Origin of the sequence: Roseivirga spongicola (genome assembly GCF_001592965.1) — a bacterium.
Taxonomy (GTDB): domain Bacteria; phylum Bacteroidota; class Bacteroidia; order Cytophagales; family Cyclobacteriaceae; genus Roseivirga; species Roseivirga spongicola.
Genome location: NZ_LRPC01000001.1, coordinates 1,488,196 through 1,511,042, shown reverse-complemented (window position 1 = coordinate 1,511,042; position 22,847 = coordinate 1,488,196). Strand labels below are relative to the sequence as shown.

Annotated in this window: 25 protein-coding genes; 16 read left to right on the top strand and 9 right to left on the bottom strand. The window is 41.8% G+C overall.

All coding sequences use genetic code 11. The features are described from left to right. Positions 1-24: 24 nt before the first annotated feature. The 3 genes from AWW68_RS06635 (at position 25) to AWW68_RS06625 (ending at position 3,189) form a co-directional block, all read left to right on the top strand. Positions 25-1,473 (top strand): SLC13 family permease, encoded by a 1,449-nt coding sequence (locus tag AWW68_RS06635; protein WP_068218214.1) that lies wholly within the window; start codon positions 25-27, stop codon positions 1,471-1,473. A gap of 1 nt (position 1,474) precedes the next feature. Then, on the top strand, positions 1,475-2,203 hold the full coding sequence (locus AWW68_RS06630) for a nitroreductase family protein (RefSeq protein WP_068218211.1): 729 nt from the start codon (positions 1,475-1,477) through the stop codon (positions 2,201-2,203). An 89-nt stretch (positions 2,204-2,292) separates the two neighbouring features. After that, complete coding sequence (locus AWW68_RS06625) at positions 2,293-3,189, top strand: carboxypeptidase-like regulatory domain-containing protein (protein ID WP_068218208.1); 897 nt, start codon at positions 2,293-2,295, stop codon at positions 3,187-3,189. A gap of 120 nt (positions 3,190-3,309) precedes the next feature. Here AWW68_RS06625 and AWW68_RS06620 read toward each other — a convergent pair whose 3' ends face one another. Further along, the gene (locus tag AWW68_RS06620; protein ID WP_068218205.1) at positions 3,310-4,965 is read right to left on the bottom strand and encodes a M28 family metallopeptidase; all 1,656 of its coding nucleotides are present in this window, start codon (positions 4,963-4,965) and stop codon (positions 3,310-3,312) included. A gap of 83 nt (positions 4,966-5,048) precedes the next feature. Between AWW68_RS06620 and AWW68_RS06615 the strand changes: the two genes are divergently transcribed. From AWW68_RS06615 to AWW68_RS06605, 3 genes are read left to right on the top strand one after another with little or no spacing between them, the layout of a single operon-like run. After that, the gene (locus AWW68_RS06615; protein ID WP_157717548.1) at positions 5,049-5,744 is read left to right on the top strand and encodes a hypothetical protein; all 696 of its coding nucleotides are present in this window, start codon (positions 5,049-5,051) and stop codon (positions 5,742-5,744) included. Between the two features lie 9 nt (positions 5,745-5,753). Beyond that, entirely contained in the window at positions 5,754-5,993 is a 240-nt protein-coding gene (locus AWW68_RS06610) for a hypothetical protein (RefSeq protein WP_068218201.1), read from the top strand. Continuing rightward, positions 5,978-6,277, top strand: coding sequence for a type II toxin-antitoxin system RelE/ParE family toxin (locus tag AWW68_RS06605; RefSeq protein WP_068218198.1), 300 nt, complete (start codon positions 5,978-5,980; stop codon positions 6,275-6,277). The genes AWW68_RS06610 and AWW68_RS06605 overlap by 16 nt, the downstream gene beginning before the upstream one ends. An 88-nt stretch (positions 6,278-6,365) precedes the next feature. On the opposite strand, the gene AWW68_RS06600 is transcribed toward AWW68_RS06605, so the two are convergent. After that, a complete protein-coding gene (locus tag AWW68_RS06600; protein ID WP_068218196.1) occupies positions 6,366-7,634 on the bottom strand; it encodes a replication-associated recombination protein A in 1,269 nt (422 codons plus the stop codon). A 390-nt stretch (positions 7,635-8,024) separates the two neighbouring features. Between AWW68_RS06600 and AWW68_RS06595 the strand changes: the two genes are divergently transcribed. The 8 genes from AWW68_RS06595 to AWW68_RS06560 all read left to right on the top strand — a co-directional run bounded on the left by AWW68_RS06595 (position 8,025) and on the right by AWW68_RS06560 (position 16,138). Continuing rightward, entirely contained in the window at positions 8,025-9,401 is a 1,377-nt protein-coding gene (locus tag AWW68_RS06595; protein ID WP_068218193.1) for a cytochrome ubiquinol oxidase subunit I, read from the top strand. 1 nt (position 9,402) lies between these two features. Then, the gene (gene cydB, locus AWW68_RS06590; RefSeq protein ID WP_068218189.1) at positions 9,403-10,437 is read left to right on the top strand and encodes a cytochrome d ubiquinol oxidase subunit II; all 1,035 of its coding nucleotides are present in this window, start codon (positions 9,403-9,405) and stop codon (positions 10,435-10,437) included. A 61-nt stretch (positions 10,438-10,498) separates the two neighbouring features. Further along, positions 10,499-11,344: a DUF6438 domain-containing protein gene (locus AWW68_RS06585; RefSeq protein ID WP_068218186.1), complete on the top strand. Its 846-nt coding sequence runs from the start codon at positions 10,499-10,501 to the stop codon at positions 11,342-11,344. 257 nt (positions 11,345-11,601) lie between these two features. Then, entirely contained in the window at positions 11,602-12,483 is an 882-nt protein-coding gene (locus AWW68_RS06580; RefSeq protein ID WP_068218183.1) for an alpha/beta fold hydrolase, read from the top strand. Positions 12,484-12,541: 58 nt separating this feature from the next. After that, positions 12,542-13,582: a sensor histidine kinase gene (locus tag AWW68_RS06575; protein ID WP_068218180.1), complete on the top strand. Its 1,041-nt coding sequence runs from the start codon at positions 12,542-12,544 to the stop codon at positions 13,580-13,582. After that, positions 13,579-14,298, top strand: coding sequence for a LytR/AlgR family response regulator transcription factor (locus AWW68_RS06570; protein WP_068218177.1), 720 nt, complete (start codon positions 13,579-13,581; stop codon positions 14,296-14,298). The genes AWW68_RS06575 and AWW68_RS06570 overlap by 4 nt, the downstream gene beginning before the upstream one ends. 76 nt (positions 14,299-14,374) lie before the next feature. Continuing rightward, complete coding sequence (locus tag AWW68_RS06565) at positions 14,375-14,905, top strand: DinB family protein (protein WP_068218174.1); 531 nt, start codon at positions 14,375-14,377, stop codon at positions 14,903-14,905. 183 nt (positions 14,906-15,088) lie between these two features. Continuing rightward, on the top strand, positions 15,089-16,138 hold the full coding sequence (locus AWW68_RS06560; RefSeq protein WP_245660219.1) for a Gfo/Idh/MocA family protein: 1,050 nt from the start codon (positions 15,089-15,091) through the stop codon (positions 16,136-16,138). A gap of 170 nt (positions 16,139-16,308) precedes the next feature. Here AWW68_RS06560 and AWW68_RS06555 read toward each other — a convergent pair whose 3' ends face one another. The 7 genes from AWW68_RS06555 to AWW68_RS06525 form a co-directional block, all read right to left on the bottom strand. After that, positions 16,309-16,854: a hypothetical protein gene (locus AWW68_RS06555; RefSeq protein WP_068218168.1), complete on the bottom strand. Its 546-nt coding sequence runs from the start codon at positions 16,852-16,854 to the stop codon at positions 16,309-16,311. Then, positions 16,851-18,023 carry a lactonase family protein gene (locus tag AWW68_RS06550; RefSeq protein WP_068218165.1) on the bottom strand — a complete coding sequence of 391 codons (1,173 nt, stop codon included), beginning with the start codon at positions 18,021-18,023 and terminating at the stop codon, positions 16,851-16,853. The genes AWW68_RS06555 and AWW68_RS06550 overlap by 4 nt, the downstream gene beginning before the upstream one ends. After that, positions 18,024-19,040, bottom strand: coding sequence for a threonine aldolase family protein (locus AWW68_RS06545; protein ID WP_068218162.1), 1,017 nt, complete (start codon positions 19,038-19,040; stop codon positions 18,024-18,026). Beyond that, positions 19,030-19,977 (bottom strand): glycerophosphodiester phosphodiesterase family protein, encoded by a 948-nt coding sequence (locus AWW68_RS06540; protein WP_068218159.1) that lies wholly within the window; start codon positions 19,975-19,977, stop codon positions 19,030-19,032. The genes AWW68_RS06545 and AWW68_RS06540 overlap by 11 nt, the downstream gene beginning before the upstream one ends. 166 nt (positions 19,978-20,143) lie before the next feature. Further along, positions 20,144-20,602: a MarR family winged helix-turn-helix transcriptional regulator gene (locus AWW68_RS06535; RefSeq protein ID WP_068218157.1), complete on the bottom strand. Its 459-nt coding sequence runs from the start codon at positions 20,600-20,602 to the stop codon at positions 20,144-20,146. A 246-nt stretch (positions 20,603-20,848) separates the two neighbouring features. Next, positions 20,849-21,262: a DUF2721 domain-containing protein gene (locus AWW68_RS06530; RefSeq protein ID WP_068218154.1), complete on the bottom strand. Its 414-nt coding sequence runs from the start codon at positions 21,260-21,262 to the stop codon at positions 20,849-20,851. After that, positions 21,259-21,480, bottom strand: a complete 222-nt coding sequence (locus AWW68_RS06525; RefSeq protein ID WP_068218151.1) for a hypothetical protein — start codon at positions 21,478-21,480, stop codon at positions 21,259-21,261. The genes AWW68_RS06530 and AWW68_RS06525 overlap by 4 nt, the downstream gene beginning before the upstream one ends. A 146-nt stretch (positions 21,481-21,626) precedes the next feature. On the opposite strand from AWW68_RS06525, the gene AWW68_RS06520 reads away from it, so the two are divergent. After that, positions 21,627-22,280 carry a DUF4331 family protein gene (locus tag AWW68_RS06520; protein ID WP_089082267.1) on the top strand — a complete coding sequence of 218 codons (654 nt, stop codon included), beginning with the start codon at positions 21,627-21,629 and terminating at the stop codon, positions 22,278-22,280. Positions 22,281-22,306: 26 nt separating this feature from the next. After that, positions 22,307-22,846, top strand: a complete 540-nt coding sequence (locus tag AWW68_RS06515; protein ID WP_068218144.1) for a DUF4331 family protein — start codon at positions 22,307-22,309, stop codon at positions 22,844-22,846. The last annotated feature ends 1 nt before the right edge of the window (position 22,847 follow it).

The window sequence follows — 22,847 nt, the reverse complement described above, 5'->3', positions numbered from 1 at the left end:
AAGTAACCATTAAGAACCACAACATTGAAACAACCTAAATTTTACGGAGCTAAGCTATTTGGCCTGATCTTCGGACCTTTACTTTTTGTTCTATTCCAATTTTTACAGCCAGAGGGTGTTCTTAACGAAACTGCCTGGAAAGTAATTGGTGCAGCCCTATGGATGATAGTCTGGTGGATTACGGAGGCTGCCCCTATTCCGGTTACTGCTCTTTTACCAATTGTACTTTTTCCTATAACTGGGGTCTTTACTGTAGATGAGGCCACCTCTCCCTATGCCAATAAAATCATCTTTCTCTTTATGGGTGGCTTTATGTTGGGCCTAGGTATGGAAAGGCATAACCTGCACAAGAGAATCGCACTAACTCTAATCAAAAAAACAGGGACTAACCCCAACGGAATTATACTTGGGTTTATGCTCACCACAGCTTTCATTTCCATGTGGATCAGCAATACAGCCACTGCGGTAATGATGCTACCTATCGGTCTTTCCATTACTCAGCTGCTGAATATCGATGAAAATGCAGGGAAAGGAAAACGGAGATTTGCCTTAAGCCTAATGTTGGCCATAGCTTACGGAGCCAATATTGGAGGAACGGCCACTATAATTGGCACCCCACCTAACGTAGCTTGGGTTGGTTTTATGAACGATATGTTGGGCTATGAAGTCACTTTCGCAAAATACCTCACCATCGGTCTGCCCATCTGCTTTATCATGCTTTTCATTACTTATCTGATTATTACCAGGGTGATGTATCCGAGTGGACTGAAAAGTTTGTCAGAATCGGCTCAAGTCATCGATGATCAATTGAAGGCCTTAGGAAAAATGAGTAAGCCGGAAAAATACGTTGCGGCCATTTTTGTAATTACTGCCTCTGCTTGGATTTTAAGAGGCTCTATAAACAACTGGCTCAATGCAGATTTACTAAACGATTCCGTAATAGCCATTGCTGGAGGTATTCTAATGTTTATCACCCCTGTAAACCTGAAGCAGAATCTATTTCTGATGGAATGGGAATACACCAAGAAGCTGCCTTGGGGAATTCTCTTACTCTTCGGTGGAGGGCTCACCTTGGCTAAAGCCATGGAGAAATCGGCTATAGTTGAATTTGTTGGTCAAAGTATAGCAGGTGGAGGAGAACTGAATCTGATTCTTTTAACTGCAGGACTAACCGCTTTCATGCTATTTATGACTGAAATAATGAGCAATGTAGCGTTGACTGTCATCTTTGTTCCCGTAGTCATTAGCATCTCTCAATCATTAGGTATCAACGCCATGTACTTGACTATTCCGGTAACACTTGCCGCTAGTTATGCTTTTATGATGCCTATTTCAACGCCACCTAATGCCATCGTATTTTCTAGTGGAATGATCCGCATGAAAGACATGATTAGAGCAGGTGTAGTGCTGAACATTATTGCAATAATTCTCCTTGTCATACTAAGTCAAACCTTGGTTCCCCTGATATACTAATATGAAAGAAACTGCAAAAATATTCGACCAAATAGTCCAAGAAAGAAGGTCGGTAAGAGTCTATGATATTGAAGCTGAGTTCGACCATGAAGCAGTACAGCGAAGTATTGAACGCGCCATTCTTGCCCCAAACAGCAGCAATATGCAGCTGTGGGAATTCTACCGAATAAAATCTGAAGAGGCCAAGAAGCAAGTCGCCTGGATGTGCATGAATCAGAAAGCGGCCAAAACTGCCAAAGAACTAGTAGTAATTGTAGGGCGAAGAGACTTATGGAAGAAAAGGCAGAGAGCACTGGTTCAGGAAATGAAAAGGGTTTATCCCGATCCCTACTCTAAACAAGCCAAAAGAGCCATGAACTATTACGAAAACCTTATTCCAAAATATTATTGGAGTGATTGGTTTGGCCTTTGGGGCATGATCAAAAAATGCATCTACTTTTTTGCTGGGCTTAAGCGCCCCATGATCAGACATGGCAACAATGCCGACCTGAGAATTTCCGTCCACAAAAGTGCTGCTTTAGCCGCCCAAAACTTCATGATGAGCATGAAAGCCGAAGGTTACGACACTTGCCCAATGGAAGGAATGGACTCACTCAGAATCAAGCGATTTCTAAAACTCCCACGCAAAGCCGAAGTAGTAATGGTCATAGGCTGTGGGCCTGGTGCAGAAGGCGGCATCTACTCCGACCGTTTTAGAGTACCGAATAGTGAGGTTATTTTAGAGGTTTAATATTGGGATTACCATTCATTTTAGAACTCTTACCTTATGCGAAACAATGAGCATCACAATTCGTCTAACATGAAAACACAGTTAGAAAAATGCGAAATACACTCCTCTTTGTATTACTCTTTCTTAGTACTTACACTCTTTTTGCTCAGAACACCATTATCAAAATTCAGGTTTTGGATGATGAAAACAAGTCTCCCATTCCATACGCTACAGTCGTAGAATACAACTCCAAAACCAACGGAACAATAACCGATGAGGAGGGATTCTTTGAATTAAAAATCAAAATATTAGAAGAAAGCCAGATATATATAAGCTCCGTAGGCTACAAAGACACTATCATTTCGGCAGCTATAGCCCTAGACTTGGAACGTATACTGCTCAAGCCCGACATCAATAACTTAGGATCATTCATTATTAAGGCCACAGCAACTGAAACTACAGAATTAGGAAACTCTAAAGCTATTATCAATGAAAAGAATAATTATCAGGCCAGCTTAGGCTTCTACTGGGGAGTCTACTTTAACACTAAGAAAAAAGAAATTGGAGGTATTTTAGATAAAGTGAATATCTACATCAATAAAATGGGTTTTCCTGAGACTCCACTGTTAATGCGAGTATTTGAATTTACTGGTGAATTCGAATTTTTCAGAAGCCAACCCAAGTACCTATTTAAAGAACTAACTAGGGAGCCAATAATTATGAGAAACAATAATTTTGGCTGGAATGAACTTGATGTTTCACACCTAAACATAACAGTCCCCTCCAGTGGTCTATATGTTCTATTTACTCCTGTCGGGACTGACGAAGAATATCAGTATGAAACAATTTCAGGGTTAAAATTCGGATCCACAATCGGTATATACTCAGATAACAAGGACTCCAAAAGAATTTTCCCGGTTTTACAGGATCGAGATAGAATATCGGTTATGAAAAAATCAAGAGCCCCAACTCCAGCTGTCTCGATAATCATATCCAACACCAATTGATATAAAGAGTCATCTTTTATTGGGAATTAAACCAGTCTGTCTATAAACAGACTGGTGCAGCATAACGACTAATTTATTCCTCCCCTTGGTTCAAGGGTAGGTGGTCGAAGACCGGAGGGGTTACTTCTTCTTCATACTCATATCTGAATCACGCTTGGCCTTAAACTCAGAACCTTCATTCCACTGTGGCCAATAGGTTTCATTGGCCAATCTATAGCCAACATTAAAAAGCAGTTTGGCATCCTGAGCAATTCCATTTAAACCCCACTCTTCAGGCTCATAATTATCTTGAGGTTGGTGGTATTTTACTGCTAAATATTCCTGTGTTTTCTCATCGATAAACTCCACTCCTTTTTCCTTAGACTCATAAGAACCAGAGGCATATAATGCCGGAATACCCACTTTAGCAAAATTGAAATGGTCAGATCTAAAGAAGTAGCCTTTTCCTAGATCAGGATCTGGAATTACATATCTGCCTTGTTGCTCCGCAGCAACTGTGGCATAATTATCTAGCTCTGACTGGCCATAACCTGTAATGGTCAAGTCCTTCATTTCTCCATAAGCTGGCAAGCCATCTATGTTGATATTCGCAACCGATTGGTTAGGCGGGAAAATCGGGTTTTGAGCATAGTAGGCAGAACCTAACAAGCCTTGCTCCTCAGCGGTAACAAAAAGAAATACTACTGATCTTTCCGGCTTCTTCTCCAGCTTTGCAAAAGTCTCTGCTATCGCCAATAGCCCCGTAGAACCAGAAGCATTATCATGAGCTCCATTGTAAATTGAGTCACCATCTATTGGCTCTCCAACACCAAGGTGATCCCAGTGAGCAGAATAAATAATGTATTCATCAGGTCGTGTAGAGCCCTTCACCATGCCAACTACGTTTCTTGACATCTCGCGCTTTACTTCGTTGGTTACGCTAACCGAAGCAGTTAAGCCCATAGGTATAGGTTTGAAATCTTTGGTTTTAGCAATCTCAGAATAATCTTTAATTCCAGCTTCTTTGAAGAGTTCTACCGCAGTACTTCTGGTAATCCAACCCTGAATGGGACATTTATAGCCAGCATTCGGATCGTCTAGATTTAGCTTGGAGCCTGTCCATGAGCTTTGAACCACCAACCAAGGGTAGCCAGCCGGAACAGTTTCGTGAACAATCAAAACTCCAGCCGCACCTTGTCTGGCAGCCTCCTCATACTTGTAAGTCCAACGACCGTAGTAAGTCATCTCTTCTCCTTTGAAGAAGGTAGAGTCACCAGAGACAAAACCAGGGTCATTCACCAAAACCACAACCGTTTTTCCCTCTACATTAAGCCCTTCATAGTCATTCCAACCATATTCAGGAGCGACAATTCCATAACCAGCATACACCAGTTCGGAATCCTTGATCTGGGTCATCTCCTCTGGTCTTTCAGTATATACCACCACATCAGAAAGCGTGTTGAAAGTCATAGTTTTACCTTTACCCTTCACCACCATGGTGGGCGACTGAGTTCCAGTGATTTCGACCAAAGGCACATCTTGAAAGTAGGAATCGCCATTACCCGGAGCCACTCCCATGGCTTTCAATTCGGACTCTAAATAGTGAATGGTTTTCTCCTCCCCTTCGGTGAAAGGCTTTCTACCCATAAAATCATCGGAAGCCAGTACCTGCAAATGTCTGTCAATAGATAGTGTGTCTATCTGAACATCTAACTCGGTGGTTTCTGAAGAAGAACCTATACAAGAGTAAATCGTGGCTAGAAGAGCCAGGAACAATATATTTTTGAATAGTCTCATAAATCTGGATTGTGGTCTGAAGTTATGGAAAATTAGTTCTCAAATAAATTGATCTTATTTAACTAAATAATTAGTTTTCATTCATGAAGACTCCAATCTTAATCCTCGCACTATTCTTATCCATCAATATGTTCGCTCAAAATGGTCCCCTCGGTCTTTGGGCAGTAAACGAAGTAATGGTGGGCGACAGGAATGTAACTCCAACTGCCAAATGGTTTCTCTTTCAAAAAGATGGCTCTTTAACCTCAGGCAATGGCAATATCGAGAACTTTTCGAGCTTCTATCAATATGACGCAACAAAGAAAGAACTGACTCAGAGTAATGGAAGTGAACCTGATCCGTATGGCTCCTTCAAAACCGAATTAACCAAATCACATATGACTTGGGAACGCCTGGAAGACGGTATGAAAGTAATCGTTCAACTCACCAAAGTGGATAAAAAGCCAAAAGCTCCTTGGGATTTACTTCAGGGCGGGTGGACAGAAGTCGGGTTTGAAAAGACAAATCTAGAAACAGGTGTAGGTGTAATAGCTGATGTGGAGAGTACCAAATATTTCTTTATGTGGGACAGGGCCTACAGAAGAACCAATGAATTCGGGAAAATCATGGAAACTGGAATCTGGCACATTGGAGGCCACTCCAACGAAATCTGGACCATCACAAACTCTGACAACACCAAAACCATCTGGGAACTGACATTTGATGGCGAGACAATGATCTGGTCTCAACAAAGAGGAAATGAATTGATAAAGGTGTACTTTGAGAGGGATAATGATTAACTTGAAGTTATGTCTACTTTCTTAACAGAAGAAAAAGCGAAGCTGATTTCTAAAATCAACGAAATAAAAGATCAATCTGTAATAGATGACCTAATGCGGTTACTTGCCATCAATTTCGATGACTCCATTTATCTTTTATCTGATGAACAACGAGCCAATGTTATGGAAGCACGCGAACAAATCAGAAAAGGGCAAGGCATAGACTCAGAACAAGCTGACGGTGAAATTGATCAATGGTTAAACGAGTAGTTTGGTCACCTAGGGCTCAAATAGAGCGAAAGGAAATCCTAGATTTTTGGTTCAAAAGAAACAAAAGCAAATCATACCCTAGAAAGTTAAATCTGTTATTCAAAGAGGCAATAAACCTCATTATTGATTATCCCGAAATTGGCAAGCCAACTGATTTAGATAATGTTCGAGCCAAGATAATTCGTGACTATATAATGTTCTATGAGAGTAATGAAGACGAGTTGTTCATTCTTTCGATTTGGGATACAAGGCAAAACCCAGAAAACCTTGAGTTTAAACTCTAATTCTATCTTTGCAACCTTAGCGGTTAATCCTCACCACAAAGTTCCCCAAGTCATTTCTTGCTTCAAGCTTCCAACTTCACGCTTCAAGCTAATACCCATACTTCTCCTTCCACATAGCTTTCAAGCGCTTGCGCATTTCGTCTTCGCGAGCATTGCCTTTAGGGTCGTAAAGTTTCGTGCCTTTAATTTCCTGAGGTAAAAACTCTTGCTGCACAAAATTGCCCGGATAATCATGGCTGTACTTATAGCCCTGACCATAACCCTCTTCCTTCATCAGCTTGGTTGGAGCATTACGAATAGGCATTGGAATCGATAAATCTCCTGTCTTTCTCACCAACTCTTGCGCGCGGCCAATAGCCATGTAAGCAGCATTGCTTTTGGGTGAAGAAGCCAGATAAGTCACCGCTTGCGAGAGAATAATTCGCCCTTCTGGATAACCAATCAAATTCACCGCCTGAAAGGCATTCGTAGCAATTACCAAAGCAGTTGGGTTAGCATTGCCAATATCTTCTGAAGCCAGGATCACCAGCCTCCTTGCAATGAATTTGATATCCTCCCCACCTTCAATCATTCTGGCCAAATAATACACCGCGGCATTCGGGTCGCTTCCGCGAATGGACTTGATAAAGGCCGAGATCACATCATAGTGCATGTCGCCCGTCTTATCGTAAGTAGCTACTCGTTGCTGGGCAATGTCTTTGACCAACTCATCGGTTACCACTGCCGGATCGCCTTCAATATTCTGAACTACCAGGTCTAACAGATTGAGCAGCTTGCGAGCGTCACCACCAGAGATATTAAACAATGCCTGTGTTTCTTTTAGCTCTACCTGACGCTTGCTGAGGATTTCATCCTTTGCCAAAGCCTGCTCTATCAAACGAAACAAGTCTTCTTTAGTAAGTGACTTGAGGGTATACACCTGACTTCGCGATAGCAAAGCCGAATTCACCTCAAAAGACGGGTTCTCAGTTGTTGCTCCGATTAGGGTAATGTCGCCCTTTTCAACAGCTCCCAACAAAGCATCTTGCTGCGACTTGTTGAAGCGGTGAATCTCGTCTATAAAGAGAATCGTATTCGACTGAAATCTAGCTCTTTGAATTACTTCACGGACTTCCTTTACTCCTGAACTTATGGCACTCAGCGTGAAAAATGGAGCTTTAACCGAGTTGGCTATTATATTGGCTATGGTAGTTTTGCCGACTCCCGGAGGCCCCCAGAGTATCATGGAAGGAATTCTTCCAGCATTAATTGCCCTGCGTAAAACGCCCTCCTTTCCAACTAAATGCTCCTGACCGATTAGATCTTCGAGCGTTTGAGGTCTAACTCTTTCTGCAAGTGGCTTTCCGGTAAAATCCATAAGACAAAATTAAGTGCTCTAAGCTAGATGGAAACCATGACGCTAGAAAATCAACAGAATTATTTCTAAGCTCGAAACTGCCATCAAGTCGTCTGACCACTCCAAGTGGTCTGACGACTAAGCAGCATTCCGGTAACTAAGTCCCGAACAGAAAGGACTTTGACCCCAACCCTAAAGAGTGAAGCGATGAAGCTTTTCGACCTGATGAAGCTAAAGTCCCCTTTAGGGGATCTAGGGGTACTATTTCAATCCAATTGTTGGTAGAAAAAAAGTAAATTTCCAGGAACATGATGACCATTTACTCGGTTCAGAATTGTAACAAATGTTACTTCTTCAAAGTATTCGTGCTTTACCTTTGAAGAAGCTTTTCCACCCATAAATACAACCAATATGGATGTAGAAATCTTAGCCCGAATTCAGTTTGCCTTCACCGTGGCCTTTCACTACATCTATCCGCCTCTTAGTATTGGCCTCGGACTGGTAATGGTCTTTATGGAAGGGCAATACCTTCGAACCAAAGACAAAACCTATGAAGTTTTGGCCAAATTCTGGACTAAAATTTTCGCCCTGACTTTTGGTATTGGAGTAGCCACCGGAATTGTAATGGAATTTGAGTTCGGTACTAACTGGGCTACTTATTCCCGTTTTGTTGGGGATATTTTTGGGAGTGCTTTGGCTGCTGAAGGAATATTTGCATTTGCTCTGGAAAGTGGCTTTTTAGGTGTTTTACTTTTCGGATGGAACAGAGTTAGTTCTAGGGTTCACTTTATTTCTACCGTGGGTGTTTGGTTGGGCAGTATGTTTTCAGCCATCTGGATTGTTGTAGCCAATAGCTGGCAACAAACTCCTGCAGGCTACCAAATTGTAGGCGAAGGTGTCAATGCAAGAGCGGAGGTAACCGATTTCTGGGCAATGGTTTTCAACCCATCGAGCGTTGAAAGAATTCTCCATGTATGGATTGGTGCTTTTCTGGCCGGAGCATTTCTCATCATCTCCGTTCACGCCTATTATCTACTCAAAGGAAGACATGTTGAACTTTCTAAAAAAGCCATCAAAATAGCACTTGGTATTGCCTTGATTTCATCTTTAGCGCAACTCGTTACTGGTCACGCTTCTGCCGAAGTAGTCGCTGAACATCAGCCAGCCAAACTAGCGGCTATGGAGGGGCACTTCGAAGAAAATGCCCCTGCCGATCTTTACCTGTTCGGTTGGGTAGATAAAGAGGCGAAAGAAGTGACAGGCTTAGCTATTCCAGGTGGAACCAGCTTTTTAACACACCAAGATTTCAACGAACCGATTAGAGGTTTGGACAGCTTTCCACAAGATGAGATTCCAACTCAAATCAATGCTGTTTTTCAATTCTATCACATCATGATTGCCATAGGCATGGGCCTAATTGGCCTTACCATCTTAGCTGCATTTTACTGGTGGAAAGGCACTCTATTTGACCAAAAATGGCTTTTGAAAATATTAGTCATTTCGGTACTACTTCCGCAAATAGCCAATCAGGTGGGGTGGTTCACTGCAGAGATGGGTAGGCAGCCGTGGGTAGTTTATGGCCTTCTGAAAACCTCAAACGCACTTTCTGAGGTGGTAACAGCCAATCAGGTACTATTCTCTCTGATCTTATTTTTCGTGATTTACGCTTTGCTTTTCACCCTGTTTATTTATCTACTGAACAAGAAAATTAAGCACGGCCCTGACGAATCTCCATTAAAAGACCAGAGACCACGACAAAGAGAAGTAAGCAACGCATTTAGCAATTAATATGGGCACGTTTATAGGCATAGAATACTCAACTTGGTGGTTCCTAATTGTTGGAGCACTCTTTTCTGGTTATGCTATTTTAGATGGCTTCGATCTTGGCGCAGGCGCATGGCACCTGTTCCTCAAAAAAGAGGAAAGTAGAAGAATTGCCTTAAATGCTATTGGCCCAGTTTGGGACGGAAATGAGGTTTGGCTAGTAATTGGAGGTGGAGCACTGTTTGCAGGCTTTCCTGTTGTCTATGCCAATATGTTTTCTGCCATGTACATTCCCTTCATGCTATTTTTAGCCGCGCTCATTTTTCGGGCAGTGGCCATTGAGTTTAGGTCGAAAGAAGAAATGGCTTGGTGGCGAACCATGTGGGACGTGAGCTATAGCGTCAGCAGTATTTTGCTGGCTTTACTTTTGGGCATTGTATTAGGAAACATTCTGATAGGAATACCACTCGATGAAAACAAGCAGTTTACAGGCCACTGGCTTAGCTTCTTAAATCCGTATGCTATAATGGTTGGCGTTACCACTTTGGCTGCATTTATGATGCATGGTGCTATTTATCTGGGGTTGAAAACTAAAGGGAAGCTTTATGCTCAGATTTATCAGTTTCTCAAAAGAGCTATTATATTTTTTGTGGTGAGCTTCATCATTGTAACCGTCTACACCCTTATATACATCCCTCACCTTACAGACAAAATCCAAAACAACCGATGGATGTTCGTTATACCTGTTATTGCGTTTTTAGCTATCGCGAATATTCCGAGGCTGGCTACTAAGAAAAAATTCTTGCAAGCCTTTCTATTTTCTTCTCTAACGCTTGCCATGCTTTTGGTTATTGTGGCTTTGGAGCTTTACCCAACTATCATTTACAATACGGCCGATCCTGCTCACCACATTACCGTTTCCAATGCAGCATCCTCATCTAAATCTTTAAAGATTATGCTCATTATGGCTGCCATCGGTATTCCATTGATCGCCACCTACACCTACTTTGTCTACAAAACCTTCTGGGGCAAAGTGGAATTGGATGAACATAGTTATTAGTCAGTTTTAAGTTCTATCTTCAAAGTTTAGTGGAGTTCGAAGAATTCATTAAATTAACTAAATGAATAGTTGTCTGGCTTTTATTATATCCCCTCTGCTTCTTTTAACCGGATGTGTTACATCTCCAAATTCCATTTGGAATGAATCTCAAATCGAAGGATCGTGGTATGTTCCTAAAGAGAATGAAGATGAAATTTATGATTTGACTTTTGATTTCGATTCGAATTACTCCCTGTTTCTCGGTCCTTATGGAAACTTTGGTAAATATGAATTAGCAACCGATTCCTTAATAGTTGAATCAGTATCTGATGCGAAGTTTGTTTTCCAGATTGAAGAAATCACTGATTCAAAACTTGTGCTCAAATACATCTCGGGTGGAGAGACTAATCCGTCCTTTGAAGACTATTTTGAATCCAACAATCGGCTCATTTTGAAAAAAATCACTGAGAAAAATGACCTTATTGTAAACCGTATAACATTTTCTAGTAGCGTCTGTTTTGGCACCTGCCCATCTCAAGCAATTGAGATAGACTCGGTTGGCAGCATCAACTATATAGGAGGAGCCTATTCAGAATTTGAAGGGGCTGGATTCGGCCACTTGCCTGAAGAAATTCTTAAAAGCATTTTACGATCGGTCAACTCACTTGATATCTCTGCGATTAAAGAGTATTACGAGTCACCATGGACCGATGATGCCAGCTATTATTTGAAACTTGAGCTTCAAAACAAAAACCAGCCAATAGAATTAGAATCATACGGGTTTGGTGAAACACCCAGTGAGCTAGCCCTCCTCTTATTCAAACTCATGAAAATTACTCAAGTTGTTTCCTTGAAACATACCTCTTTGGACAGTCTAAACCTTCACGACAAGAATCTTTCAGAAAAAGTCTTCTTTGAAGAGTTTTGACTTCAGTCCTATAATCATTTTGAAACTCCTCCTCCGCTAGGAAGACATTACTGCTGCCATCATACTCCAATAGATTGGAACAGCTCCTTCTGAAGTCTAATATCTCTCACCTATAGCCTCATTCAACTTTAAACCTTGAACATTAAACCTTAAACCCACCCTTTCCATTCCCGAGGAATTTCTTCCGCTCCCTTAAAAGCTCCGGTACAGGCCATAACAGCAGCGTACTTTTGATCATCACAAAAACTCAAAATGTTATGAAAAAAGTAGTTGTAAGATTAATAGCGATAATCGCATTTGTAGTTGCCTTGCAAGTTCAGGCTTATACTCCCTCTAAACTGAATGTTAGAGTCATTGGTGAAGGCCAACCCATGATTATGATTCCAGGTCTTACTTGCGATGGTGCCGTTTGGGACACAACCATTGAAGCTCTGGGCGATCAGTATCAGTACCATGTACTCACTCTACCAGGCTTTGCTGGTCAGGCACCCTTAGAGAATCTGGAAGCTGGCTTCTTCGATCAGGTAAGAACCTTGGTTTACAATTACATCGATGAGAAACAGATAGAAAAACCAATAATTGTTGGTCATAGCCTTGGCGGTTTCCTTGCGCTTCAAATAGGCATAGAAAAGCCAGATTTGGCTGAAAAGCTAGTAATTGTTGATGCTCTACCTTTTATGACAGCCATTCAAATGCCTACGGCAACCGAAGAAAGTGCCAAGCCATTTGCTGAAAACATGAAGCAACAAATGAGAGCTGCTGCAAACCAGACAGACGAACAAAAAAGAACCTTCCAGCAAATGCAGTTGCAAAGCCTTATCCGCAACAAGAAGTACATAGAAACCGCAACCAACTGGGGTGTTTCCAGCGATATGAATACCGTAGCCCAAGCTATGTATGAAATGTACACCACCGATATTCGTGCCGATTTGGCCAAAATTAAAGTACCGACATTGGTATTGGGAGCTTGGGCAGCTTACGAGTCTTATGGTTCAACCAAAGAAAGTGTCATGAATATGTACCAGGCACAATACTCCAAGCATCAGCATTTGGATTTAGACCTCTCTGAAGGTGGTTATCACTTCATCATGTGGGACGACCCAGAGTTCTTTCACAACTGGTTGAACAAATTCCTATAAAGCTAAACCCGATTGGTGAATGATTTAATGTTAAATTATTCACCAATCAATTTCTAAGATGAGCAAAAGAGTCATTTATTGGATCTGTCAGGTATTAGGTTGGGGACTTTACACCCTTTTCCTCATAGGTATGATGGCGCTCTTCGGTGGAGAAGGCTACATCACTTCCTCTTCATTGATTCTCCAAGGTATCATTTACGTATCACTAATCCTCTTTTCACACCTTTTCAAACTACACATACAACGCAGCAATTGGCTCGAGCTAAGGCTGAGCAAACTCATACCCAGGGCCTTTGTAGGCACACTAGTTACTGCTATTGTTACTCAAGTTTTTATCCACCTGATCATCTATCTGATCTTCCCTCTATCAGGAATATCAGGCTTTAGTTGGAGTGGTTTTATTGGCTATGTCTTCAACATATATATAGTACTCATACTTTGGGCGTCCATTTACTTCATCATCAAGTTCATGGAGAAGAACCGCAAGTCTGAGCTAGAAAAACTAGCGCTAAAATCGGCCTTACAAGAAGCTGAGCTAATGATTTTAAAGAATCAGGTTAACCCTCACTTTCTCTTCAATGCCTTGAACAACATCCGCTCGCTTATACTGATTGAGCCAGAAAAGGCTAGAAAAATGGTTACGCACATTTCAGACTTACTGAGATATTCCATTCAATTCAACGCTTCTGAAAAGGTGGCTTTAAAAGAAGAGATTGAGATTGTGAAAGACTACCTACAATTGGAGTCAATCCAGTTTCAGGAGAGGCTCAGTTACACTTTCAACATATCATCAGAAACACTGAAAGTGCAGATACCTCCAATGGCTATTCAACTATTGGTTGAAAACGCAATAAAGCATGGTCTTTCAACCCAGAAAAATGGAGGCCAAATTTTAGTTAGCACATCATTGATTGAAAACTACTTACTCATTGAAGTAAAAAACTCTGGCCAACTACGCTCTAGCCAAAAGAGAGAGGGCATTGGCTTGAAAAACTTAGTAGAACGAATGAAAATTCTGTTCGGCACTTTTGCAGAGTTTAAACTCGAAAACAGCTCTAACCAAATGGTCTCAGCCACCTTAAAAATACCAACCTCATGAAAGCCCTTATCATAGACGATTCTCATTTAGCAAGGCAAGAACTCAAGCATTTACTGAAGGCTTTCGATCATGTACAGGTTCTGGGAGAAGCCGAAAATGTGGAACAAGCGCTGGAGCTAATAGAAGAAAAGCAACCGGAATTGCTATTCTTAGACATTCAGATGCCAGATAAAGATGGTTTCGAACTATTGGAGGAATTGGTTGATGTGCCAGAAGTTATTTTCACCACGGCATTCAATCAATACGCCATGAAGGCCTTTGACCACAATGCCTTGGACTATCTACAGAAGCCTATAAAGGAAGAGAGACTCGGTTTAGCCATAGAAAAGGCCTCCGAAAAAATTAGGCAAAGAAAAGATCGGGAGTCCAAAGCCAAACTTCTAGGTTTAGACAATCAGGTATTTGTAAAAGATGGCGAACAATGCTGGTTTGTAAGTCTTGCAGAAGTTAGAGTGCTGGAGATTATGGGCAGCTATACACGTATTTATTTCAAGGAAGAAAAGCCAATGATTCCACGTTCGCTCAACTATATGGAGTCTCGGTTAGACCCTGAAGTATTTTTTAGAGCCAACCGCCAGCAAATCATCAACCTCAAATACATCGATAGAATCGAACCATGGTTCAGTGGCACACTTAAACTATACCTCAAAGGTGGAGAAGAAGTGGAAGTAAGTCGCAGACAAAGTATTCGTTTTAGAGAAGTAATGAGCTTTTGATGCTAAAGCCTTATAGGGTATAAAACGAAATGAGTTTTGCCTTTGCCATCCATCCAAAACCACCTAATTTTCGCCCATGAATAAGGTGGAGATCAAGGCGAGGCTAGAAGAATCTTACGATCATTTTCTAAAGTATCTCGGCAAACTTTCCGAAGACGAGTTCGAATATGCTCCTGATGGCAAATGGAATGCAGGTCAACAAGCCGAGCACTTAATTAAAAGTACTCGTCCGCTGATACAAGCATTGGGCTTCCCTAAGTTCATGATCAGCTTTAAGTTTGGCAAGTCCAATAGACCTTCTAGGACTTATGATGAATTGGTTGCCAAATACAAACAAAAGCTAACCACGATGGAGGGCGATCCTCCAGGTTCGTATGTACCAAAAAAGGTGAAATACTCGGAGTACTCTAAGCTCTCCAAAACCCAAACCGAGATTATTGAAAAGATAGAGAACAAGCTCAGTAAGTGGTCTGAAGATGATTTAGACCAATACATTTTCCCTCACCCTTTGCTTGGAAAAGTGACCGTAAGAGAAATGCTCTATTTCACCATCTACCACGCAGAACACCATCAAAACGTGGTAAAGATATACTTGAAGGGTATCTAACCCCCTCCAACTCCCCCTAAATTAGGTGGAGAGTTAGCCTCGTCTACGACAATCAAATTCCAAGAGCAGAATTCAATTCCCCTCCTTGTTTTAAGGAGGGGTTAGGGGTGGTAAAAGTTTTTCCTAAATTCCGTCATGAAACGCGTATTTACTTTTATCCTAGCTATTTTTTCATTGACAATCATGAAAGCTCAGGAACAGAACCCTCCCGTAAAAGTGGCTGTAATAGGCCTTACACATACCCATGTGCATTGGATTCTCGGCAGAGAAGACCGTGGCGATATCGAAATAGTAGGTATTGTTGAGCCCAACACCGACTTAGCCGAAAGATACACCAAGCAACATGGATTCTCCATGGATATAGTTTACCCAACTATGGACGCATTGATGGAAATCGTGAAGCCTCAAGCAGTGACTGCCTTCGGTACAATTTATGACCACCTAAGCGTGGTTGAATTCTTTGCCCCAAAGGGCATCCATGTAATGGTTGAAAAACCTCTGGCTGTTTCTTTAGATCATGCCAAAAAAATGCAAGCCCTCGCTCAAAAGCATAACATTCACCTGTTAACCAACTACGAAACCACTTGGTATGGTAGCACCCTGAAAGCCTATAAAATGGTGCATCAAGACAATATGATAGGCGATATCCGCAAGATTGTGGTGCATGACGGCCACCCCGGGCCTAACGAAATTGGTGTAAATGAAGAGTTTCTCGAATGGCTCACTGATCCAAAATTGAATGGTGCCGGAGCCCTAACCGATTTCGGCTGCTATGGAGCCAACTTAGCTACATGGTTAATGAAAGGAGAAAGACCACAATCGGTTTTCGCCATGACTGCTACCAATAAGCCTGACATCTATCCTAAAGTAGATGATGAAGCCACTATTGTTCTACAATACCCAAAAACTCAAGTGATCATTCAGGCCTCATGGAACTGGCCGGTTTCCCGAAAGGATATGGAAGTTTATGGCGTGACCGGCCAAATCATTGCAGACAATGGCAGCACCATTCGCTACCAGCTAGGAGATAATGCCCAGGAACAGAAACTAACCGACCTTAAAAAGGAAAGCCCGAATGATGATCCTTTCACTCTATTGGCAGCAGTTGTTCGTGGACAGATTACCCCACAAGACGCAGACCTCTCTGCTCTTCAAAATAATATGGTGGTGATGGAAATTCTAGATGCAGCGATGCAAAGTGCTAAGAGTGGGAAGGTAGTTAAACTTAAATGACCACCCCTAGCCCCTCCTAAAACAGGAGGGGAATCAGTGCCAGTAACTGTCTGGATTAAGTAATCGATGGTTTTTCCAGAGTTTCCCGGACTTCTGTCCTCTGCTGGAAGAGGTACGGTCTCGAGACTTCGGGAAGCAGAGGGGAAGTTTACAAACAGGATAGATCAACCTTATTGCATGGCCCAGTTTCTCAAACTATCGAAGTCTTCAGGGTCAACTGGTATTTCTCTGATATCTTGGGTCGTATCTCCATAGGTCATTACCAGCGTAACTTCCCAATGCGGTTCATATAGATAATTGAATTTCCTCTCAAGAATATAACCAGTATCAATATAATTGACCCTGTAACGATCTATTTCGTAGATCAACTTATTGTCAAATCTTCTTATCTCCTTCTCAAAATGACCCAGAGTTCCGCTTACCTCATAACCTGAGTTCCAAACCTGAGTTGTCCAATAATGATCCTGCAGCCTCCTTCTCCTAAAATAAGGCCCAGGCTTTTGTGAAGTTGATTTTGTAAACCAATCATCTGGTAATTTCTCGAGACCTACGCTATTCCTGAAGTCATTATACTTTACACCATAGGGTTCAAACTCCGATTGATTTTGATAGAAAATGATCGTATCACCATAAAGCACGGTATCTCGGTATATTCTATAAGCATAGAATATGAAGATTAATAAGGCTCCGATAAAAAGAACCTTCTTCTTGATCACTGACCCAGGAATTTAATACAAACCGGAGTTGGTACTTCCTCAATGTATCCGGTATCAATCAGCTCACCGGTTTCTTGATTGATCTCATAAGTAACAATGGTGTTAGTATCTTGATTGGCTACCAGCATAAATCGACCTGAAGGATCAATCTCAAAGTCTCTTGGAGTTTTTCCTTTTGATGGATAAGCTCCAATTTTTATCAATTCACCATTATCACCAATTTTGAAGGCAAGAATTTCATTGATCTCACCTCTATTGGAGGCATAAAGGAACTGCCCACTCGGATGAATCTTAATGGCTGCAGCAGAAGATTCTCTATCATCTCCATTTTCTTGTAAGGCTATCATCTGTACCTTTTGCTCTAAACGAAGGCTATCAGAGAAAGTAGCTACTTCAATAGTGCCAATTAATTCATTCAAGACATAGACAATATCTTTCTCTGGGTGAAAAACGATATGCCTTGGCCCCGCCATTCTTGGTGGATTGATAAAGTCTCTCAGATAATTGAGTGTTTGCCCAACAGTGTCCAACTCATATGCATAAATCTTATCAGCGCCTAAATCAACAGCAGCCACCAATCCATTCCTTGGGTGCTGAATAATCTGATGCGCATGAGGTGCGTCTTGCCTAGGGTGAGAAGAACCACCTTCATGCTTTTTGTATGAAGAGTAGTTGCCCAACATTCCGTCTTCCATAATGGGTAAAAGCACAACGCTGCCACCCACATAATTAGCAGCCATTACAAACTTGCCTGAATTGTCTATGCTCAAATAGCAAGGATATTGCCCAACACTACTCACTTCATTGAGGTAGGCCAAACTGTAATCTTCCGGATTGTATTCAAAAGCCGTTACTGCTGCAAAACTATCCTCTCCTCCATCGAATTCATTCACAGCATAGACATTCTTACCATTTGGATGCACAGCTAGATAAGACGGACTAATAACCGCATCACTTGTGGCTTTGTAGCTTATAGCGCCTGTTTTCTTGTTCATGGAATAGACATAAACGCCTTCGCCCTGCCCATCTACATGACCTTCTTTTTTGGTGTAGGTTCCTACAAAAAATATGGCTTCGTTGCTTTCTGGCTTTGCCACTTGTTGTTCAGTTTTCTTCGACCCACAAGCCGTAAAAAAAGCCAGTAGAGCAAGGAGGATTATCTTTTTCATTTATAGTTTTTTCAGAACCTCAATTGTCTTGGTAAGGTCATCATCAGTAAAATCGTAATGTGTTACGAAGCGAATTAATTGAGGACCAAAGCCAAAAGCCAGAATATCATTTTCTGCTAACTTATCCAGAAAGCTCTGATTGGTATACTTATCTGTCAGTTTGAAAATGAGAATATTCGTTTCGCAAGGCAATACTTCTTCAACATAATCAAGCCCTTCAAGAACCTTAGCCATTTCTTTGGCTTTGTTATGGTCGTCCACCAATCTATCTACGTGGTTTTCTAAAGCATAAAGCCCTGCAGCAGCCACATAACCAGCTTGCCTCCAAGCTCCACCCATTACTTTTCTAATGCGCTTAGCTCTTTTGATATCTGCGTGACTTCCAATTAAGAGTGAACCTACAGGAGCTCCTAATCCTTTACTTAGGCAAATAGAAATAGTATCGAATACCTCACCATATTGCTTAGTAGTTTGGCCAGTAGCTACCAAGGCATTGAACAGCCTAGCACCATCTAAATGTAACGCCAAACCATGTTCATGACAGGTCTCACGAATGGCCCAAATTTCCTCGAAGTCGTAGCAACTTCCTCCACCTTTGTTGGCCGTATTCTCCAATGAAACTAGCCTAGAAACTGGTGAATGAATATCATCTGGCTGAATGGCAGATTCTACCGCCTTGGCTGTAATCCTACCTCTTTCTCCTTCTAATAACCTTACAGAAGCACCAGCATTAGACATTATTCCACCTGACTCATAGAGGTAGATGTGTGAATACTTATGGCAGATTACTTCATCTTGAAGATTACAATGCAGCCTGATACCAATCTGGTTAGTCATGGTTCCTGAAGCACAATAAATAGCGGCATCCATTCCAAACATCTTGGCAGCCTTTTTCTCCAATGCGGCCACTGTTGGGTCTTCCCCAAACATATCATCGCCTACTTCTGCCTCCATCATCGCCTGATGCATAGCAGGTGTGGGCTTGGTTAAAGTATCGCTTCGTAAATCAATAGCCATAGAAATATTCTTGTTTGGTACTTGTAGTCTTAATTAATGGTTGAATGGCTTCGAAAGCCTCCAAAGGCCTATCCGTAGCCAAAATATCTGCACCGCGTTGAATATACCCCAAATAAGTTGAATCTCCCTGTGCGATGGCCTTTCTATCCAAGTTTCCCAGAACACCTAAAATACAGTAGATTCCCTTTTCATGGAGGAAGTTATAAAGCGAGGCTTCGGGCTCAGAAACTCCTACGAAGGCAATCATTCTATTGTCTGGCACACCCAGATTGCTATGCGCCTCATAAGCCTCTTGCGACCCAATGCCTACAGATATCATTAGGGAGCCATCTAATTGATTGACCTTCGCAGCATCTCTAGCATTATAAGTGATGATGGCAGCGTAGTCTTGTGCATTATGGGCTTGCACGGCAGCCACCACTTTCTCGAATGGCACACCACGCTTCACATCTAGTGTAAGTACCGCTCTTCCATCGGCCCATTTTAATACATCATCTAAAGTCGGAATGTCTAAAGTGGTGGTACTACCTTCGTTGTCTACCAACTTCATCTTTTCAAGTTCGTCATAAGTGACCTCCATAACTTTCCCTTCACCGGTTGTCGTTCGGTCCAAAGTGTAATCATGCATCATCACCAATACTGAATCTTTTGTCATGGCAATGTCGCACTCAATGATGGTTGGAATTTGATCGGAAATGTGTTGAAAGGTAGCGATGGCATTTTCTGGGTAGCCGGGGTATGGCCCTCCCCTGTGTGCACTGATCAACGGAACCCTATCTGGAGACCAAGTAAAGAACTCAGGGCCAGCGCCATTAGCTATCCTGATTCCCTTTTCAACATCTGAGGTATTTGCCTTAGAATCTGAGCTTTGAGGAGTGCATGCTGCTATAGCTGATAAAAATATGGCTAAAGCCATTAATGAGGAAAAGCGTTTCATTGGGGCAATGTACAGTGCTAGAGAAAAAAGCACAAGAGAAAAAAGTAAGTCATTTCCGAGGCAGTAAATCTTATATCTACTGCCTCGGTAATCATCTCCGTTTCAACCTAAACATATGAAGAGATCAGGTGCTTGGGTCTTGCACCATAAATGACCGGACCGTCTGTCACTTAATGGGTGTGTAATCTCCTAGTTTGCTTCTCAACTGAAGCAACTCGTTTCTTATACCATCATGTAATTCTTTAGGCACCTCTTGTAGGTAGCTATTAAAATGATTGTCTAGGCTGATAATCATTTCATTTTTACTTTTTCTTCCTTTCTCGGTCAGTTGTACGTGAAATGAACGACCATCGTCCTCATTTTCTACTCTTACAATCCAACCATTCTTTTCCATTCTCACCAACATACGTGAAATGGACGGGAGATCTTGGAGCGTAACCCTGCTGATCTCTGTCGGTGTTACGCTCCCATGATTCCAAAGAATAATCAAGACCTGCCACTGCTCAGGCGTCACAGAGTACGCCTTTAACCCACGAATAAGCTCTCTATGAAAGAGCAAATAAGCGCGATACAGATTATAGCCGAGATTATTATTAAGGTGAAAGAGAGCCTTACCGAAATCCATGTTTGTGGTTGTAAGTCTGGTTGAAACTAAGTAAAAATACTTGTCTAAACAAGTATTTGATTGACAAAACTCTTCACTGAACGATTTTCTTATTTTTCATGCAGAGCGAAGCGCAGGCGTCCTTGTATCGGCAGCTAAGAACCCCAAGTTCTATCGACTAATTCAGTGAGATTCTCCAGTCGACCTTAAGGGCCTCGCTCTGGATGACGCACGAATAGAAAAATGAATGAGAAGTAAATATGGGGCTCAGCCCTTAGAAGAGGTATTTTCTTCCAAATCCTTCAATTCAAGCTTGATGGCTTTAGTACTGATTTGGGTTTCGATAAAGGAGAGAAATAGTGAGCCAAGTAATAGAAAAAGGCTTGCTCCAAAAATATACTCGGCAACTACTTGTCTGCCTAAGTACATAAGTACCATGCAGAGCACGCAGCAGAAAAAACTGGCAATACCAAGCGCTTGCATATTACGAATCAAGATAAGCCTAAGCCTTAGGTTCTTGATCTGACTGAAAAGTGTGGTTCGCATTTCTGGCGACTCTTTATACCGAACTCTTAGGCCTCTAGCTAGAGTAGCCAAAGCCACAAATCGATTGGTATAGGCCAAAAGCAACAGGGTGATTGCAGGGAATAAAAGTGCCGGAGTAGAGATGTCTATGTTCATGAATTATCCTTTCTAGAAGAAATTTTTTTGTCGAGAGTTTGCTTCCAAATTCCCCTTAAAACAACAAGACCAGAAATATACATTACTGCTTCCGTGATGTATTGTGCTAAATCTGGGTTAGACAGCCACTGAAGGCCAATAGCATACACTAATAAGAGCGAAATACTCAGGCAAATTGCAGCAATAATTAGCAGTATTTTCTCTAGTCGATCACTCATATTCTCCCTTCAATTTAAGGTTTCTTCTACTCATTTCTGAAAACCCACTCGATCCAAACCACCAAGCGGCCTCGTAAGTAGCAGCAAAGAAAATACAAATCTTAACCTTTTGGTGGACACTGTTCATCAATCTCACAACAAAAATTATGAAAAAGAAAACAATCCTATCCCTTGGCATCTTGGCTCTGCTAGCGACTGCAATAGTCTATGCTGCCGACCACATTGATGCGCCCGGAGTAACAGGCACTAGCTCTGATATTACCGATTACTATGCTTTTCAAAGCCCAGAGAACAATTCAAACATTGTATTTGTAGCCAATCTTCAAGGTTTGCTATCTCCTTCGGCATCTACTTCTGCTGCCTTCGATGAGAATGTAATGGTTGAATTCAACATTGATACCAATGGTGATGCCATGGAAGACTTGGTGATACAGTGTACTTTCAAAGATGGTATGGTAACCGCTTACGGCCCTGTAGCGCCAATTGCTACAGGAACAAGCAGCACTCTTGTAACCACCGGCACCTCTGTGTCTACTAACATTACAACTTATGGCTCTGCTGCGAGTATTGGTAGCGAAGGAGGCATAAAACTCTTCGCAGGTCCGAGAGATGACCCATTCTTTATGGATTTTGCCCAATACGGAGAAATTATTGGCGGCAACGCATCAAGCTTTAACGATCCGGGAGCAGACACTTTTGCAGGCACCAATGTAATGTCGGTAGTGGTAGAAGTACCTAAATCAATGATTGGTGGTTCAGGAACCATTAACACTTGGGTAACCAGCAACAGAGAGCAATAATATTTCAACCTTAAAAGAATATAAAAATGAAAATCATAAATAATAAAATTTGGATGTTGGCTGCGGCTCTATTGTTAAGCGTTGGATTCACTTCTTGTAGTGATGATGACGATGAGATGCCCGAAATGCCAGTGAACTATGCTCAGGAAGATCAGATGGGCAGACCAGCTATTAACACAGTATTTGTTAGCAGTTCTATGAAAGATAATTTCAACACTACTGCTCCTAGTGCGCAAGGCGCGGCATATCAGGCTGCTTTTGAGTCTCGGCTTTTAGCTTTGAACCCTAACTATAGCACTAACGCACTTGGTATGGATGCAACTACATTTACTACTGCATTGGCCACAGATGTACTAAGCGTTAGCCTTGATGGTACCACAACTTTCTTTGATGGAACCAATGTACTAACTGGAAGAGCCCTAGCGGATGATGTAATTTCTGTTGAGTTGCTACTAATATTTGGTGGCCCTGACGGAACTGCCAACCCTGGTTTATCTGACGATAATGTAGACGCTAATGACAAAGCGTTCTTAAGTTCTTTCCCTTACCTGGCCACTCCATGGTAAT